The organism is Plesiocystis pacifica SIR-1, assembly GCF_000170895.1.
Lineage (GTDB): Bacteria > Myxococcota_A > Polyangia > Nannocystales > Nannocystaceae > Plesiocystis > Plesiocystis pacifica.
The window spans coordinates 1-16,275 of record NZ_ABCS01000094.1 but is presented as its reverse complement, the minus strand read 5'-3'; the positions used below and the strand labels follow the sequence as shown (position 1 = coordinate 16,275).

Here is a 16,275-nt window from a genome sequence, read left to right as displayed (position 1 = left end):
ACGGGCTCTGCGTGGTAGGGGAGGGGGGAGCGGGCGCGCGGGAGATTGGGGTATGACGCTGCCGTGAGCGAGTCGAGCAGCCTCCCCCCGAGCCTTGGACTGTGGCACCTGGCCCTGCAGATCCCGAGCGAGCGCTACGACGCGACCTTCCGCTTCTACCGGGACGTGATGGGCATGGGCGTGGACTGGCAGCCCGATGCGAACGCGGTCTACCTGAGCTCGGGGCGGGACAACCTCGCGCTGCATCGGGTCGAGACCGTCGATCGCAGCCACTCGCCCATCGATCACCTCGGCTTCATCGTCCCGAGCGCGGCCGCCGTGGAGGCTTGGCATGCGCGGGTGCAGGAGCTGGGCGGTAGCTGCGGCGCGGAGATCCTCAACGCGCCGCGCACCCACCGCGACGGGGCGACGAGCTTTTATCTCTTCGATCCTTCGGGCAACAAAGTCCAGATCGTCCACATCCCGACCGTGCGGGCCTAAACGCGCGCAGGCGCGAATGTGGGCGTTGCAGGGCAACGCGTAGCGAACGCGAAGCGCTCTGCAACGATTTCATAGCTCGAGACCGGTCTGGCAAAAGCTTGCGAGGCCGATGGGGGAGGCGCATTGCCGAGCCTCTCGGATGTCAGTCTGGGCTGTGTTTTGAGGCCGCTGAATCCATTGGGAGCGGAGCTGACCACAGCTGCAACCACTTTGAGGTGATGGTCTATGTAAAAAATGAAAAAGTATGATGAGTGAGGGTGTGTAGTCAGATGGTGGATGCTGTGTGTCTGAGGAAGGGTGGGGCCAAGAAATCGTGGCCCCCACCGGATAAAAACCGGCTTTTGAGTGACTCCCAAACCCATCGTGTGGCCTGGGAGCGCGATGGAGGATGCGGTCAAAATGAGACTGGACTATGGCGAATGGCTTCGCGGAGTCGTGCTAGGGTTTAGCCGTTGTGACTCGCTTGGATTTTCGAATGCCGCTCTCGAAGCGCCGCGCCGCCCGTGGCGCGACGATGGTGAGCGTGATGCTGCTGACGGTCTCCATGCTGACCGTCAGCATCCTCGTGATTCGCTCGGCCAATCGAGAGCTGAGCCAAGCCAACGCCGTCGTGTCCCGCGAGCGGGCCCTGATGTCCGCCCAAGCGACCATCGACCTCGGAGCCGCGCAGCTGCGCGAGGCCGTCAAGGGCGGCTCGCTCCAGGCCGTCGTCGACGAGGCCCTGGCCGGCCACAACCCGGCCGGTGACCCGGAGATCTGCGCCTCGGCCTTCGAGGACTGCATCCCGGGCGGAGGCGGGGCCGCCAACGTGCCCGCGACCGGGCAAAAGAACCGCTGGGTCACGGGCAAGTCCGACTGCTCCGGGCGCCCGTGCATGCGCCAGGGCGCCATCCTCCGCCTGCCCGACGCCCAGGGCAACCTCGTCGACTGGGCCAACGTCCCGCTGCGCAACTTGCTCGACAACGCCGACCCCCACGCCCGGGTCAGCCTGTGGGTGCGCAACAACTCCGCCGACGCCATGGCCGACAGCTCCGAGGGCAGCGGCAGCTGGATCATCGACGGCGACAACCGGGTGGTGCTGACGGCGATGGCCACGGTCGGCAACTCGACCGTCGCCGTCGAACAAGAATTCGTGCTCGCCCTCGCCGACGACAAGTCCTCGTGGAACATGGCCACGCCGGACATTGGTTACGGCGGCGGGCACAACAACGACAACGTGATGGCCGACGTCTGCGTCGAGAACTTCCTGCAGTGAGGACCAAAACGATGACGACCCCTTCGACGCATCGACAGTGGGCGCGCGGGCCTCGAGGCCGCGCCCTGGCGACGGCCGTGCGCCTGCTCGGCCTGGCGATCCTCGCGCTCGGCTTGCTGGCGCGCCCAGGCGAGACCGAGGCCAAGCTCGACCCCTTCTACATCGTCCACGGCAAGAGCTTTGGTCAGGTGCCGCCGCGCGTGCTCTTCGTGCTCGACAACTCGGGCTCGATGGCGATGGACGACACCTACCTGCCCAACGCGACCTACCCCAACACCAAGTGTTGGTGGGACAACTGCGAGAACGAGAACGCGGGCTTCTTGCAAAGCCGGATTCACGCCGCGCGCAAGGTCATCCAGCTGCTCATCGAGGACAACGCGGGCGCGGCGGAGTTTGGCCTGATGACCTTCGGCACCGCGCTGCCCCCGACCAAGGCCTCCGAGGTCCCGGATCCCTGCGTCGACGAGGACACCGACGAGGACAAGCGCTTCACCTGGATCGAGAACGTCAACCAGCCCTACTCGACGCAGTGGAAGCCGGCCAGCAACGCCTTCGGCGGCCAGGGCTTTTGGCTGCTGTGCGGCGACAACCGGCCCTTCCCCTACCTGCGCCACGACGACCTGGGCGGCTTCTCGATGCCCAACGACAGCGACGCCGAGCTGCCGGACCAGCCGCTCTACGTGACCGAGTCCAACCTCGGCGCCTACATGGACCCGGCCAACTACACCCGCAAGGTCCAGTTCTTCCCGCGCTTTTTGGGCCGCCGGGCCAACTTGAATTGCTCGGACCCCAACCAAGAGGCCATCGCCCTCGGCTCCTTCGGCGATTGGGGCAACAACGACGGGGACAAGCAGGCCGAGGTCTGCGGCCACGACTTCTACTACTGGCCCTACGTCGACGGAAACCCGGGCTACAGCTTCTACGACGGCCAGAGCGTCGACGACTTCGAGCACCAAGAGTGCGACGACAACGGCAACTGCAAGGACGAGGACGACGGGATTCACCGCCTCGGCGTGACCCGTCGTGACCAGTGGGTGGGCGCCTCCCTCTACGCGCCCTTTTACTCCGACGAGGTCATCAACAACCCGGCCATCGACGCGGCCGACAAGGGCCCGCTGACCGAGGCGGACGCGAACGTCATGTTGATGGGCGCGGTCGACGAGATGTACGCGGGCGGTGCCGACGTCACCGGCGGCACGCCGATGGCCGTGGCCATGGGCGTGACCGAGTACCTGATCAAGACCGACAACCAGGGGAAGATCACCGGGCCGAAGCCGGCGCTGACCATGAGCAACGCCCCCTTCGCGCACCCGACCATCGCCTCTTACCTCGCGTTCATGCGCGTCCACGACCAGAGCGCGATGTGTGCTCCGCTGAGCATGATCGTCGTGACCGACGGCCAGCCGGACCCGTGGTGGAAGCAAGGCGGCGCGAAGCTCTACGAGCGCATGCGCAGCATCCGGCGCATCCTGGGCGTGAAGACCTACTTCGTGGCCTTCTCCGACGGCGTGGCCTCGGACCCGCTGAAGTTCGAGCGCGTGCACGAGATGGCGTGCGCGGCCTCGGGCGCGGACAGCATCCCGACCCCCTGCGACGGCGGCAACGAGCTGTTCAACTGGGACACCTGCCGCAACCCGGAGGACCCGGCCAACGACTGCGCCTACCTGGCCAGCGACCACGAGGAGCTCGAGACGGTGCTCGCGGGGATCATCAACACGATCCTCGACACCGACATCCCCGGCGGCACGCCCACGGTTGCGAGCGACTTTCAGCTCGCCGACCCCAACGACCCCAACTCCAACAACGTCGCGGCCCAGACCACCATCGAGTCGTGGACCGAGAGCGAGTCCTGGGCCGGCCACGTCGCCCGCCAAGGCTGCACCGACGAGGACCCGGACAACCCTGGCCAGCTCGCGGACTACTGCGAGAACGTGGCGACGCTGCCCCTCGACACCCTCGAGCAGGAGACCTACGGCCCCTGCGCCCTCGGGCGGGTGTGGGACGCGGGCGTCTGCCTCGAGCAGACGACGTGGAGCGAGCGCAAGCTCTACACCCACGGCTTCGCCAACGAGAAGATCAAGATCATGGACGCCGGCTCGGTCACGCCCGAGTTCGAGGCGCTGATCATGGCGCTCAACGACGACGGCAAGATCGAGCCGGCGCTCACGTCCGGGGACGAGAGCGTGGAGATCCAGGCCATGGCGGAGTACCTCCACGGCAAGGACATGGTCGGCGACTGGAAGCTGCCGGCCCTGGCCAATTCGGCGCCGGTGCTGATTCGTCGCGTGGCTCAGCAGGACAGCAACTTCCTGCCCAGCGTGGGCATCGCGGACCCGCACTGCGCGGGTCGGCGCAACGCCCAGGGCGACGACGTGCCCAGCAGCCTCAAGGCCTTCAGCGCCCAGGCGTGGGAGCTCGCCGGCGGGGGCAGCGACTACTACGAGTACACCGAGGCCGTGCTGGTCGGCGACGACTTCGGCATCCTGCACGCCTTCCACTACAACAGCGGCAACGAGATCTTCGGCTTCGTGCCCATGGAGCTGCTCAACAACGCCCGGGTGCTCTCGGTCAACGGCGTCGAGAACTTCGGCCAGCCCGACGCCCTCGACGAGCACGTGTTCGGCCTCGCGGCGACGGTCAACACGGCGATCATCTACGACGAGACCGCGAGCAAGTGGCGGCACGCGGCGGTGTTCGGCCTGGGGCCGGGCGGCAGCCAGATCGTGGCCATGGACGTCTCGCACATGGGCCGCCCCGACGACCCCTTCGAGATCCTGTGGACCACGAGCACGGCCTCGATCCACGAGGACTACGAAGACACCCTGGGCGAGACCTGGTCGCGCCCGGCGGTGACCTACGCCGTGCCCAACGACGAGATGTCCGTGGAGCCCAAGGCCTACCTGGTGTTCGGCAGCGGCTACCGCGAGGGCGCCGGCGAGGACGAGCGCGGCCGGACCATGTGGATGGTCGACGCGGCCACGGGCGAGACCCTGGTGTCCAAGGCCCTGATCCCGCTGCCGGCCGAGGGCACGACCTACGACGCGCTCGACGACGTCACCGCGGTCACGGACATCGCCGTGGGCTCGCACTGCCTGTCGCGCTACTGGGGCGAGATGCAGGAGGCCTACATCACCGACCCCGCCGGCCGCCTGTTCCGCTGGGACGTCGGGGCCGAGTCCACCAACGTCAGCAGCTTCCCGCACGCGGCCGACAGCGGGGGGACCTGGCCAGTCAACAACGAGGGCTTCGCCGTGGCCACGGAGGCCTTCCGCTTCCCGGCCTGCCAGGGCACCAGCGACTTCAGCTGCTCGATCGCTGCGATCGGGCCCAACGGAAACAAGGGCGACGTGTTCACCTTCCCGCCAGCGGTCGCGGCCAACAACCGCATCGACGACATCGACGACCCGGGCACGCTGTTGCCGATGTCCGACCGCGATCAGTTCCTGATCGCCATGGTCAGCGGCAGCCCCAACGACGACAGCATCGACGGCGGCGACGGGAGCAACGACTTCCACAGCAGCCTCTACCTGCTCGCGGACGACCACCGGGCCGACGGCGCGGCGGGCTTCGCCATCCCCAACAACGGCGTGACCACGCTGCCGGGGGCCAGCCCGAGCTTCATGCGCTTGCCGCTGAGCACCATCGAGCGCACGCGGACCATCGTCTACCCCAACGGGGACGAGGAGACCGAGACGCGGGTGTTCTCCAAGGCCGCCCGACCCCTGCGGGCGCCGATGATTCGGGTCACCGGCGTGCTCGATGGCGACGAGCAGCTCGACGTGGAGGTCTACTACGTGACCTACACCATCTACGAGCCTGGGGAGGCCAGCTGCGACGAGCGCTGGTACGACGAGGACAACGACGAGTGGCTGCGGGATCCGGGGGCGACCTACGAGATCACCTTCCGCCTCGTGGTCGAGGGCGACAACAGCTTCGACTTCACCTCGGGCTACGCCCTGCCCTCGGACTACGGCGACGGCTTCGGGGCCTCCGCGGCCCTGAGCGCGGCGGTCGTCGAGCAGGTCCTGTGCGAGGGGGACAACTGCGGGCCCAAGCTCAACGCGCCCTCGACCTCGCCCTGCGACCCCAACGTCGACCCGCCGGCGATCGGCGCGGTGCAGTCGGTCAAGACCGGCATGGGCATGCTCGACGGCTTCTCCCCCCTCGAAATTCCGCTGTAGTCTGCCCCCTCAGGCAGCGGGGGAGCGGGGGCCGCCTGGCCGCGTGCTAGGTTGCCGGCGACATGAGCATCAAGGTTGGAGACAAGATTCCCGCGGCCCGGTTCAAGCAGCTCACCGCAGAGGGCCTCGGTGAGGTCAGCAGCGAGGAGCTGTTCGCGGGGCGCAGCGTCGTGCTGTTCTCGGTCCCCGGCGCCTACACGCCGACCTGCTCCAAGGAGCACCTGCCGGGCTTCGTCGAGAACGCCGAGGCGATCAAGGCCAAGGGCGTCGACGAGATCATCTGCCTGTCGGTCAACGATCCTTTCGTGATGCAGGCCTGGGGCAGCGAGCACGGGGCGGACGGCAAGGTCCGCATGCTGGCCGACTGGGACGCCGGCTTCACCAAGGCCATGGGCCTGGACCAGGACATCGGCGCGGCGGGCCTCGGCGTCCGGGGCAAGCGCTTTTCGATGCGGGTCGAGGACGGCGTGGTCGAGAGCCTCGACATCGAAGAGGGCAAGGGCGTGACCGTGAGCGGGGCGGCCTACTGCGTCAACGCGCTCGGGTAGAGACTCGCGTCGATCGACGGCGGCGCTCAGCCGCCCTCGCAGACGGCGAGGGCGTCGCCGCACTGGTCCTCGATGCAGTCCTGGTCCTCGCAGCCGTTGACGGCGATGCAAGCGAGGAGCTGGTCGAGGAAGAACAGGTCGGGCATCTGCGCCTGGTTGAAGCAGTTGGCCTCGCAAAGCGGCTCGTCGTAGCAGCTTTGGAGACAGGCCAGGGACTCGACGCAGGTCTGGTCGCCGGAGGCGCACATGCCCCACTCCTGGGGACAGAACTCGATCGTACATCCGAATCCGTCGCATTCGTTGAGCTCAGCGCAGGCCACGAGCGAGTCGAGCTCTGGCTGGGTCTCGGGCGCGATGGGCTGGCAGTTGATCTCACAGACCGGGTCGTTGTTGCAGCCCAGGACGCAGTCGGCCGCGAGCGGGCAGGAGTAGTCGTCGCTCAGCCCGCTCGTGCAGGTGTAGAGCTCGGCTGGGCACTGCTCCTCGAGGCAGCTCTGGTCCTGGCAGTCGTTGTCGCTCGCGCACGCTTGCAGGGCCTCGAGCTGGGGCTGCGCGAGGCTCGTGGACTCGTAGGCGCAGCTCGCCTGGCAGTCCTCGTCGCCGCCGCACAGCTCGACGCAGACCGCGAGCTCGGCGCAAGTCATCGGCCCGTGCATGCACTCGTAGGCCTCGACCCCGCAGCTGGCCTCGATGCACGGGGCGTCGTCGAGGTCGCAGCCGGCGTCGGTGATGCAGTTCACCAGGGCGCTGGCCTCGAGGACGGGGCCCACGGAGCCGGTCGAGTAGCACGCGCTGACGCAGCTGAGGTCCTCGCAGTCCTCCACGCACTCGACCACGAGCGGGCAGGCGTCGCTGGGTTCGTCGTCGTCGCAGGCGTTGTCGCAAAAGCCGAGGTCGTCGATGCCGCCGCTGCCCGTCAGCCTCATGGTCAGCTCGGACACCTCGCAGGCGTCTGCCCCGAGCTCCTGAGTGAAGTCGACCTCGACGCGCGAGTTGTCGCCCTGGCCGTCGATGACGAAGTCGCTGGGCTCGAGCACCCCAGCGTGGGTCAGCGTGAACTCGACGTGCTCCCCGTCGTCGATGTCGATCATCACCAGCGAGTGGAGGCAGACCGGGGCGTCGAAGGCGAAGCGGAGGGTCGCGCCGCTGCCGGCGTCGTCGGGCTCATCGACGATCCCGTCCTCGTCCTCGTCGTCGAGGTTCTCGGCGGCGATCAGCAAGTTGTGCTGAGCCACGGTGTTCGACGCCCCAGAGCTGCCCTCGCCGGGGCCGCCGTAGGCCTCGTTGGGGGTCCCGAGGTCCGGGTCGTTGTCGACGGAGGCGCCGTCGGGATCCGAGGAGGCGAACGCGATGGCGCCGTCTCCTCCATCGAGGACGGAGATGCTCACCCCGTAGTCCGCGTACACGTCCTCGAGTCGTTGCCCCGCGACGATCGGAGCCGAGTCGGGGTCGATGTCGAAGTCCAGCGAGATGATGTCCTCGGCGGAGCAGCCCGTGCTGGTCCCCGCCGGGTCGCAGGGGACTTCTTCGCCGTCCTCTTCGCCGTCTTCCGCTCCGGCCTCGGCGGCCATGGGGGAGGGCAGACAAGCGCTCAGGCAGCACACCGCGACGAGGGTGCACGCAATCACGAAGAGTGGGGAGATGGTATTTGGATTTGTATTCGGTATCACCTCAGACTCCACCCACGGCGAGAGTGTAGGGGAGGGGGTGCAGATTTTACAAGCAGCAGCATCGAGCACGAATTTCTGTACCTGATGTTCGAGTCCGGCTTTGGCGGTGGCGGCTTCGACATCGGATGCCTCTTCTTCGCGTGCGACGACAACCGAGCGCAGCGATGAGTGGCTCCGTCGAGTCGCTGGGTGCCCGAGTCGCGCGACATCGTGGCCTACCCCCGCGAGCGCTTCGCCTGAGCCCGTGGATCGTCGGTGCGCGCGATCGGTTCACGCGGTCCGTGGCACTTGTCTGGCGTGCGCTCGCGTCTTGGCTCGTTGTGTGTCCTCGCGGCGCTGATCTCGGCGTGCGCCGAGGAGCCGAGCAGCGCGGGCGATGACGATGATTGCTGCCATCCTCCGCCCGAGTGCGAGTCGGACTCGGACTGCCCGCCGGGCGAGGCCTGCGGCGTCGATTGGCCCGGGGTCTGTTCGCCCTCCTGTTCCGCGCCCGAGCCCGACCTGGAGCTGTGCGGCTGCGCGGAGGGGCCGTACTGCCCGCCCGGGGCGACGTGCCCGGGAACGGGCTGCGAGGGCGGACAGCTGTGCAGCAGCGGGAGCTGCATCGACACGCTGGCCGCGGAGGCCTGCTCCGCGTCGCCCTGGCTCCGCACAGAGAGCCTCGACGCGGGGGCGCTCGACCTGGCTGTTGCCCACAGCGGCAGCGCGCAGCGCCTCGTGATCCTGCGCGCCGGCTCGGTCGAGCTCGTCGACGGCGACGCGAGCAGCGAGCTCGATCTGGAGGGGGTCGACGACGCGGTCCAACTCGTCACGGGGGATCTCGAGCTCGACGGCGCCGACGAGCTGTTCGTGTCGACGGCGGAGGGGAGCGTCCACGTCTTCGCGCTCGCCGGCGACCTCGTCAGCCCGCTGGGCGTGCTCGAAGGCATCGCGCGCGTCGACGCGGTCGGGCCTTTTGTCGGCGAACCCTGGCCAGACCTGTGGACCGCCCACGAGGGGGCGAGCTCGCAGATGCACGTGGGCCTGGGCAGCCTCGGGCCGCTCGAGGCGCTCGACACGGCGCCGCTGGGCCTCGACGGCGAGTACACCCGCCTGGTCGACTTCGACGCCGACGGGGACGTCGACTACCTCCTCGGCCGCTCCCTCTACCCTTCGGAGGGCGCGGTCTGGGCGGACCCGCCGATTACGCTCGAGCCCTCGCCCTTCGCGGGTTTGCTCGCCTTCGTCGCGCGGACACAGCCGGGCTCGGCGCTCGTCGTGGGCGAGCACCTGTTCCTGGCGACCGAGAGCGAGCTCCCGCCGAGGGCCGTCCATCTCTCCGTCTACAGCAACCCCGCGAGCGGAGCCCGCGACGCGCCCGCGGGGCCCGAGATCCTCTATCCGGGCGCGGCCGAGCGGCTCTTCGAGACCTCCGACGGCGACTGGGTGGGGGTCGAGCGCGACGTGGTCGTCGGCTTGATCACCGGATCCTCGCCCTGCTACACGCAGGCCCTCTGCTCGGGCTGCGAGCTCGTCGACGCCGAGTTGGCCCTCGGGGGCGACCCACAGCTCGACCGCCTGGCGACCCGTGACCTCTCGGGCGAGGTCCACCTGTGGCGGCTGCCCTGAGCTGGCTCAGCGCTTGCGCGCGAGCATGACCCCGTCGCGGGTCAGTCGCGGGCCGGTCGCGGGTCAGTTGCTGGTGTCTACGACGGCCAACCAGCGCCGCGCCGCGGGCTCGCTGGGGAAGCAGCGCAGCTCGAGGTCGAGGTTGCGGGCGAGCAGCTGAGCGGCGATGCGGACGACGGAGGAGGACACCAGCAGCGCGACCCGACGGACGCCCGCGCGGCGTGCCAGGGCCAGACCGTCGCGGGCCAGGGTGGGGGTGCCGGGGCCGTAGCCTGCGACGTGGCGCAGGTCCACGAGCACGGCGTCGGGGCGGCGGCGATCGATGCGCACGGCCAGACCTTCGAGGCGCTCGCGCAGCATGCCCGCGTCGATGAAGCCCCGCAGCGCGACGCGCAGGATCGCCTCGCGCCCCGGATCGACGTCGACGTCGTGATCGAGGCTGGACTCGAAGGCGCTGGGGACCTGGCTAAAGTGCATGGGGAGCTCGCGGGTTCAGACCATCAACTACCCATTGACTCTATCGTGGGGCTCGCGCACGAGACAAGGGCGAGCCCTACGAAAGATGCATGGAACGCCCGCCAGGGTGGGCTGGCGAGCGTTCGTCAGATCAGGGGGAGGAGTCCTCAGTGGGGCATTTGGCCCCACGAAGTGTGCTCAATCCCGAGTGGTCGAATGCGGGCGGATGGGCCCGCATTGGCCTGGGGCTAGCCCAGAACTAGCCAGGATCGGGCATGCAGCCCAGCTCGTCGCACTCGATGCTGAGTTGCACGGGGTAACCGGCGCCGACGGGGTCGAACTCGAAGGTGGCCGCGCCGCCGACGGCGTCGCCGTTGGCGTCGAGGGGGGTGATGCCCACTTCACCGAACAGCGAGCCGGTGAGATCGCGCTCGGGGTCGGCGAGCAGGCGCCAGTTTCCGGCGCCGTCACCGTCGAGCCCGCAGCTGAGCACGTCCTCGAGCAGGAGGTTGCCGCCGTCCTCCTCGAAGGCGCGGACCTCGAAGGCGTCGATGCCCACGCCGTCGCAGTCGGCGAAGCCGTCGGCGCCCAGGCGCCAGCGGACGAAGAGCTCGGCCGGGCGGGAGGTGAGGTCGACCTCCAAGGTGGCGTCGGAGGCCTCGAAGATCTCGATGCGGCGCTCGCTCTCGGAGTCGGCGAGGTTGTCGAGGGTGGCGATGCCGTTCCCGTCGAAGGCGGTGACCTCGACCTCGTAGGTCTTGGCCTCGATGCCCTCGATGAGCAGGTCGTCGCCGCAGGGTCCGCGGTCGTCGTAGAGGACCTCGCGGTCGTCGCCGCTTCCGCGGATGAGCTCGAGCTCGACGGTCTCGATGCCCAGCTCGTCGCAGGTCTTCGCGTTGCCGAGGACGTAGGTGACCGCGAGGCTGCCGGGGCCCTTCTCCGGGCCGCAGCCGCCGAGCATGGGCAGGCTGGTCAGCATCAGCGCGCCGAGCAGGGGCGCGGCCAGGCGGGTGCGGGCGGGGCGGGGGCCGACAGAGCAGGACAGGGGTCGGTTGGCGGATGTCATGGGGAGCCTCTCGAAGGTACTCGGACGAAGGCACGGACGCGAGCCAGAGGCAAATCTTCGTCGAAAGTTTGGCCGGCGTCGCGGGCCGGTCTAATCACGGGTGTGATCGCCCGGTAGCCCCGCGTGGGCTCCCACAGCCTCAAAGGCCCTCTGCGGCCGCTCAGGACGCCATGCGTGCATTCGCCCTCGCTCTCGCCAGTCTCACCGCGCTGACCCTCGCCACGGGGCCTGCCCAGGCCGCAACATCGGGTGGAGAGGGAGAAGCTGGGTCCAAGGACGAGCCCCAGGGCAACGTCGAGGAGCCCCAGGCGGAAGCACCCGAGGCCAAGGGGGCCAAGGCGAAGTCCAAGGCCGATGACGAGCACGCCCACGAAGGCGACGAGGTCGAGGGCGATCCCCACGAGGCGCTGGTCGCCGCGAAGAAGAAGAAGAAAAAGAAGAAGTCCAAGAAGCGCAAGGCCAAGGCGCCCAAGCGCCCGCCCGGGGCCGAGGAGTGCGACTTCGTCACGCCGCTGCACTTCCACGAGGTCGCCGCGGGCGAGCACCTGGGGCTGATCGCCGGGCAGTACGGCGTGCGCAGCCAGGACATCATCGCGCTCAACCCCAAGCTGGCGAAGAACCCCAGCCACATCCGCGTGGGTCAAAAGCTGGCCGTGTGCCCCGAGATTCCGCCGCGCGAGCACGTCGAGATCGAGCACGTCGTGGCCAAGGGCCAGACCTTCGGCCAGATCGCCGCCAGCTACGAGCTGAGCGTCGACGAGCTGCTCGCGCTCCAAGACGGCGCCGTGACGGACCCCAACCGCATCCGCGTGGGTCAGCGGCTGCGCGTGGCCTACGAGGGCGAGATCGTCCGCGGCTTCGAGCCCGAGCCGCCCCAGCCCGGGCGCTTGCTCCACGGGCGCAAGCTGCCCGAGCGCGACAGCTACTACATCAAGCGCCCGCACAACGTCTGGGGCACGCCGCGGACCATCCGGCTGATCACCCAGGTCGTGGCGGCCTATGAGCGCCGCGCCAACGGCGGGCCGCAGCTGCGCATCGGGGACATCTCCAAGCAGCACGGCGGGCCGATGCAGGGCCACCTCTCGCACCAAGAGGGCGTCGACATCGACGTCGGCGTGGTGCTGAAGGGCAAGCTCGCCGACCGCAAGCACTTCTCGGGCGCGACCGAGAAGAACATCGACCTGCAGCGGACCTGGATCCTGATCGAGGAGTTCCTGGCCACGGGCGAGGTCCGCTACATCTTCCTGGACTACAAGTTCCAAAAACAGCTCTACGAGTACGCCAAGAGCCAGGGCGTCTCGGAGCAAAAGCTCGACGAGTACTTCCAGTACCCCCGGGGCATCGGTCGCAACCACGGCATCATTCGCCACTGGCGCGGGCACGTGAACCACCTCCACGTGCGCTTCAAGGGCTAGCTGCGCGATCGTCGCGTCATTCGGGCGCAGCTCAAAAAGTCATCCAGATCAGGCCGCTGCGGTCCACCCATGGACCGTGACTCGACAGACGGTCCGCTCAGCAGTCCTGATCCTCGCGCCGCTTGGCCTGGCCGTTGGGTGTGGCGACACCGGGTCTGAAGACGGTTCGACCTCGACCGCGTTCACCGCCGGTACCGCCAGCACGCTGACGACCGACGGCGACACGGACGACGACGTGGGCGACGAAATCTCCGAGGAGGAGGACACCGGGCCCAAGCTCGACATGGACGAGGAGGGCAACGAGGTCTGCGACCCAATCCTCCCGATCACCGTCCGCGACTTCCGGGGCTTTGGCGAGCCCGGCGGCCACACCGACTTCGAGATCTCGGCGCGCGGCGTCTACCACAACGGCGAGCTGTACACGGGCTGGAACGACGTCGGCTGCGGCCTCGTCGAGGACAACCTCGGGGCCGACTACAAGCCGGTGTTCAACGCCGGCCCGCCGATCGTCGCCGAGGGCGGCCCGCAGGTCAAAAACGGCGTCGGTCGGATGCAGCGCGTGGTCTCGGGGCCGGGGTGCTGGCCGGCGACGACCGGCGTGTGCAACGTCGGCACCTGCCAGCCCTGGACCTTCGATCCGCCGACCTACGAGATCGAGAGCACGACCAGCTTCAACCAGTGGTACACGACCACGCCGGACGTGAACATGGAGGTCGAGCTCGAGCTCGTCCTCGCCGAGGAGACGCCCGGCTCGGAGGTCTACGTCTACGACAGCAACGCCTTCTTCCCCGTCGACGGCGTGGGCTTCGGCAACACCCCGGGCAAGGCCCACAACTTCCACTTCACCACCGAGATCCACGTGCTGTTCGAGTACGAAGCCGGCCAGAGCTTCACCTTCCGCGGCGACGACGATCTGTGGGTGTTCGTGAACGGGCAGCTCGCCCTCGACGTCGGCGGGCTGCACGAGGACCTCGAGGGGACCATCGACTTCGACGCCCAGGCGGCCGCGCTCGGCATCACGCCGGGCGAGTTCTACGAGATGGACATCTTCCACGCCGAGCGGCAGACGGACGAGTCCAACTTCCGCATCGAGACGAACATCCGCTGCTTCATGCCCAACCCGGTGGGCTGAGGGGGCCGCTCACAGCTTCAGGCCCATGCCGGCGCACTGCTTTTTGAGCGGCTTGCGGCGGACCAGGGTGACCTGCTTGAGCGCGCCGTTGGCCTTGCTCGCGCTGCCCAGCTTGCAGGCCGAGAGCACCATGAGCTCCGCGGTCTTCGAGCGCTTCTTGAGCTTTTGACTCGCGGCCGCGAGGCGGTAGGCGTCGGCGGCCTTGCCCTTTTTGTAGGCGGACTGGGCCTGGGCGTAGAGCTGGCTGGGGTCGTTGCTCGTGGCCGGCTTGGGCTTGGGTTTGGGCTCGGGCTTTGGCTTTGGCTTGGGTTCGGGCGCGGCGGCGACGGGCTTGGGCTTGGCCTTGGGCTTGGGCTTGGACTTGGTGGGTTGGGCCGCGAGCTCGGGCTCGCCGGTGTCGGTCTCGGTGCTGGTGTCGGTGTCGGTCTCGGTGCCCGTGTCGGTCTCGGTCTCGGTGCCCGTGTCCGTGTCCGCGGCGGCCTCGGTGTCGGCCTGGGCCGGGTCGGCGAGGGCGAGGCGGCCGTCGTCGGGTTTGGGCTCGGGCGCGGGTGTGTCCGCCGCGACCGCGTCGCCCTTGGGCTCGTCGTCGTCTTTCTTGGGGCCGGGCAGGGCGAGGAAGATGATCAGCAACAGCGCCGCCGCGCCGGCGAAGCCCAGGAGCACGAAGATGCGCTTGCGCTTGCGCTCCTCGTCCTGCTTGGCGTGGGCCGGGGCTGCCGCCGCGGGTTTGGGGATCTTGTGCTCGACGGTGACGGCGGCTTCGGCTTCGGCCTCGGCGACCAGCTCGTCGGTGAGCTTGCCGACGAGGGAGTCGGTGTCTTGGCGGGGGATGGCGACGGGCACGCCGCCGACGCGCTTGGACAGGGGCAGCTGGGCCGTGGGGATGACCCCGGGCTCGAGCGGGACGCTGCGGCGCAACGAGCCGACCGCTCCGGGCGTGGGCAGGGCGCCAGCGCGCTTGGGCTCGGGCTCGGGCCCACGGGTCGAGTCTTCGGCGCTGCCGCCTTCGTGGAGGATGACCGCGGGGGGCTCGTAGGGGACGCCGCCGACGGGGTGGTCCTCGCTGTGCGTGGCCGTCGTCGGAGGTGGAGGCGCGAGCTCGTTGGAGGGTGCCTGAGCGCCGGCTGCAGGCTCCGTCGCCGTGGCGTCGGTGGGGGCTGGCGCGGGGTCCTTGGTGTGGATGACGCCAGACTTGGGCCGCAGCCGTGGCTTGGGCCGCATGTCGGGCTTGGGCGCGCGGCGCTGGTGCAGGAGCGGGAGCGCGGGATCGGTGCGGCTGTGGGCGATGGTTCGCTCGAGCTCCTCGTCGTCGCTCTCGTCCTCGGCGTGGGTCTCGGCCTCGGGCTCCTCCGGAGTCGGGGTCGAGGGCAGGCTCAACGCGGGGCCGCGGACGGTCGGGCTGAGCGCGAGGACGCCGTCGTCGTCTTCGCTCGAGGCGTCTTCGCTCGGGGCCTCGGCGGTCTCGGCCTTGGCGGGGGCCGCAGCCGCGGCCTCCATGGGCGCAGGCTTGGGCTCCGAGGTCTCCGAGACTTCCGAGACTTCCGAAACTTCGGAGATGAGCGCTGACTGAGACAGCATCTCGACCTCGGAGACCTCGGAGACCTCCGACATCAGGGCCGACTCGGACAGCATCTCGATCTCGGACGCCTGCGAAGGATCGGGCTTGGCCTCCGCCTCTCCGGGGGCCGGCGTGCGTGCCGAGCCATCGCGCATCTTGGCGATGAGCGCCGAGGCCGAGGGCAGGGCGCCGTCTTGGCCCGCGCCAGCGGCGGGCTTGGGCGTGACCTTCGGCTTGATCGTGATCTTGGGTGTGGTCTTGGAGGCGCCCTTGGCTTTGACGCGCGGCTTGATCTTGGGCTTGATGCGCGGCTTGGGTGGGGGCCGCGGGGCGCTGTCTTCCTCGTCGAACTCGTCGAAGAGATCGTCCTCGACGAGGGACTTGCGCTTGCTTTGAGACTTGGGCTTGCTCGTCGAGCCCGAGGGGGACTTGGCCTTGGTCTCGGGGTCGAGGGGAATGGGCTTGGGCCCGCTGCTGGCCGGCTTGGACGGTTTGGCTTTGCCCAGGCTCGGGATTGGCGGTAGGGGCGCCGTGGGCCCGCGACGCGCCGTAGACAGCGGCGGAATGCTCGGCAGGGGAGGCGGGGCGGCGTTTGGCACCGAGGGGGGCTTGGCGGTGGACCCGAGCTTGGGGACGTCGAAGTCGAACAGCTCGTCGACCTCGGAGCTCTCCCCAGCGGCGCTGGCGATCGCGTTCTTGATGTCCTGGGCGGGGACGCCGTGGAGGGTCAGGGGCCGGGTGCGGTCGCCGTCGAAGGAGGGCGGATCGGGAAGGTCCGCAACCTTCGCGTTGGCTGAGGAGTCGCTCGCGTCGGGGCTCGCACCGTCGTCCGACCGGCTGTCCGCGTCGTCGACAGGTTGATCGTCACGGTCGGCCAAGGTCATTCGAGTATAACGCGTTCCCGGG

11 protein-coding genes are annotated in these 16,275 nt (G+C 68.9%); 7 read left to right on the top strand and 4 right to left on the bottom strand.

The window, feature by feature from the left end:
• The first annotated feature begins 63 nt into the window (after positions 1-63).
• From PPSIR1_RS32470 to PPSIR1_RS32455, 4 genes are all read left to right on the top strand, one after another.
• On the top strand, positions 64-480 hold the full coding sequence (locus tag PPSIR1_RS32470; RefSeq protein ID WP_006975480.1) for a VOC family protein: 417 nt from the start codon (positions 64-66) through the stop codon (positions 478-480).
• A gap of 475 nt (positions 481-955) precedes the next feature.
• Complete coding sequence (locus tag PPSIR1_RS32465; RefSeq protein ID WP_006975479.1) at positions 956-1,735, top strand: hypothetical protein; 780 nt, start codon at positions 956-958, stop codon at positions 1,733-1,735.
• A gap of 11 nt (positions 1,736-1,746) precedes the next feature.
• The gene (locus PPSIR1_RS32460) at positions 1,747-5,916 is read left to right on the top strand and encodes a vWA domain-containing protein (protein ID WP_232296579.1); all 4,170 of its coding nucleotides are present in this window, start codon (positions 1,747-1,749) and stop codon (positions 5,914-5,916) included.
• 62 nt (positions 5,917-5,978) lie between these two features.
• Complete coding sequence (locus PPSIR1_RS32455; protein ID WP_006975477.1) at positions 5,979-6,464, top strand: peroxiredoxin; 486 nt, start codon at positions 5,979-5,981, stop codon at positions 6,462-6,464.
• 26 nt (positions 6,465-6,490) lie between these two features.
• Here PPSIR1_RS32455 and PPSIR1_RS32450 read toward each other — a convergent pair whose 3' ends face one another.
• On the bottom strand, positions 6,491-8,092 hold the full coding sequence (locus PPSIR1_RS32450) for a lipocalin/fatty-acid binding family protein (protein ID WP_157596200.1): 1,602 nt from the start codon (positions 8,090-8,092) through the stop codon (positions 6,491-6,493).
• A 339-nt stretch (positions 8,093-8,431) separates the two neighbouring features.
• On the opposite strand from PPSIR1_RS32450, the gene PPSIR1_RS32445 reads away from it, so the two are divergent.
• Entirely contained in the window at positions 8,432-9,742 is a 1,311-nt protein-coding gene (locus PPSIR1_RS32445; protein WP_157596199.1) for a hypothetical protein, read from the top strand.
• A gap of 63 nt (positions 9,743-9,805) precedes the next feature.
• On the opposite strand, the gene PPSIR1_RS32440 is transcribed toward PPSIR1_RS32445, so the two are convergent.
• Together PPSIR1_RS32440 and PPSIR1_RS32435 are read right to left on the bottom strand one after the other, a co-directional pair.
• Complete coding sequence (locus tag PPSIR1_RS32440; RefSeq protein WP_006975473.1) at positions 9,806-10,219, bottom strand: STAS/SEC14 domain-containing protein; 414 nt, start codon at positions 10,217-10,219, stop codon at positions 9,806-9,808.
• A 238-nt stretch (positions 10,220-10,457) separates the two neighbouring features.
• Positions 10,458-11,264: a hypothetical protein gene (locus tag PPSIR1_RS32435; RefSeq protein ID WP_006975472.1), complete on the bottom strand. Its 807-nt coding sequence runs from the start codon at positions 11,262-11,264 to the stop codon at positions 10,458-10,460.
• A gap of 170 nt (positions 11,265-11,434) precedes the next feature.
• Here PPSIR1_RS32435 and PPSIR1_RS32430 point away from each other — a divergent pair, with 170 nt between their 5' ends.
• Both PPSIR1_RS32430 and PPSIR1_RS46865 read left to right on the top strand, forming a co-directional pair.
• Positions 11,435-12,679: a LysM peptidoglycan-binding domain-containing protein gene (locus PPSIR1_RS32430; RefSeq protein WP_006975471.1), complete on the top strand. Its 1,245-nt coding sequence runs from the start codon at positions 11,435-11,437 to the stop codon at positions 12,677-12,679.
• 76 nt (positions 12,680-12,755) lie between these two features.
• Positions 12,756-13,811 carry a fibro-slime domain-containing protein gene (locus PPSIR1_RS46865; RefSeq protein ID WP_006975470.1) on the top strand — a complete coding sequence of 352 codons (1,056 nt, stop codon included), beginning with the start codon at positions 12,756-12,758 and terminating at the stop codon, positions 13,809-13,811.
• A gap of 9 nt (positions 13,812-13,820) precedes the next feature.
• Here the strand turns inward: PPSIR1_RS46865 and PPSIR1_RS32420 are convergent, their stop codons facing one another.
• Positions 13,821-16,247, bottom strand: a complete 2,427-nt coding sequence (locus tag PPSIR1_RS32420) for a hypothetical protein (RefSeq protein WP_157596198.1) — start codon at positions 16,245-16,247, stop codon at positions 13,821-13,823.
• Positions 16,248-16,275: the final 28 nt, after the last annotated feature.

Bases quoted from the DNA above. Each gene is read 5' to 3' on its own strand.
- PPSIR1_RS32465 (WP_006975479.1), top strand. From the start codon at position 956: ATGCCGCTCTCGAAGCGCCGCGCCGCCCGTGGCGCGACGATGGTGAGC.
- PPSIR1_RS32460 (WP_232296579.1), top strand. From the start codon at position 1,747: ATGACGACCCCTTCGACGCATCGACAGTGGGCGCGCGGGCCTCGAGGC.
- PPSIR1_RS32455 (WP_006975477.1), top strand. From the start codon at position 5,979: ATGAGCATCAAGGTTGGAGACAAGATTCCCGCGGCCCGGTTCAAGCAG.
- PPSIR1_RS32440 (WP_006975473.1), bottom strand. From the start codon at position 10,219: ATGCACTTTAGCCAGGTCCCCAGCGCCTTCGAGTCCAGCCTCGATCAC.
- PPSIR1_RS32435 (WP_006975472.1), bottom strand. From the start codon at position 11,264: ATGACATCCGCCAACCGACCCCTGTCCTGCTCTGTCGGCCCCCGCCCC.
- PPSIR1_RS32430 (WP_006975471.1), top strand. From the start codon at position 11,435: ATGCGTGCATTCGCCCTCGCTCTCGCCAGTCTCACCGCGCTGACCCTC.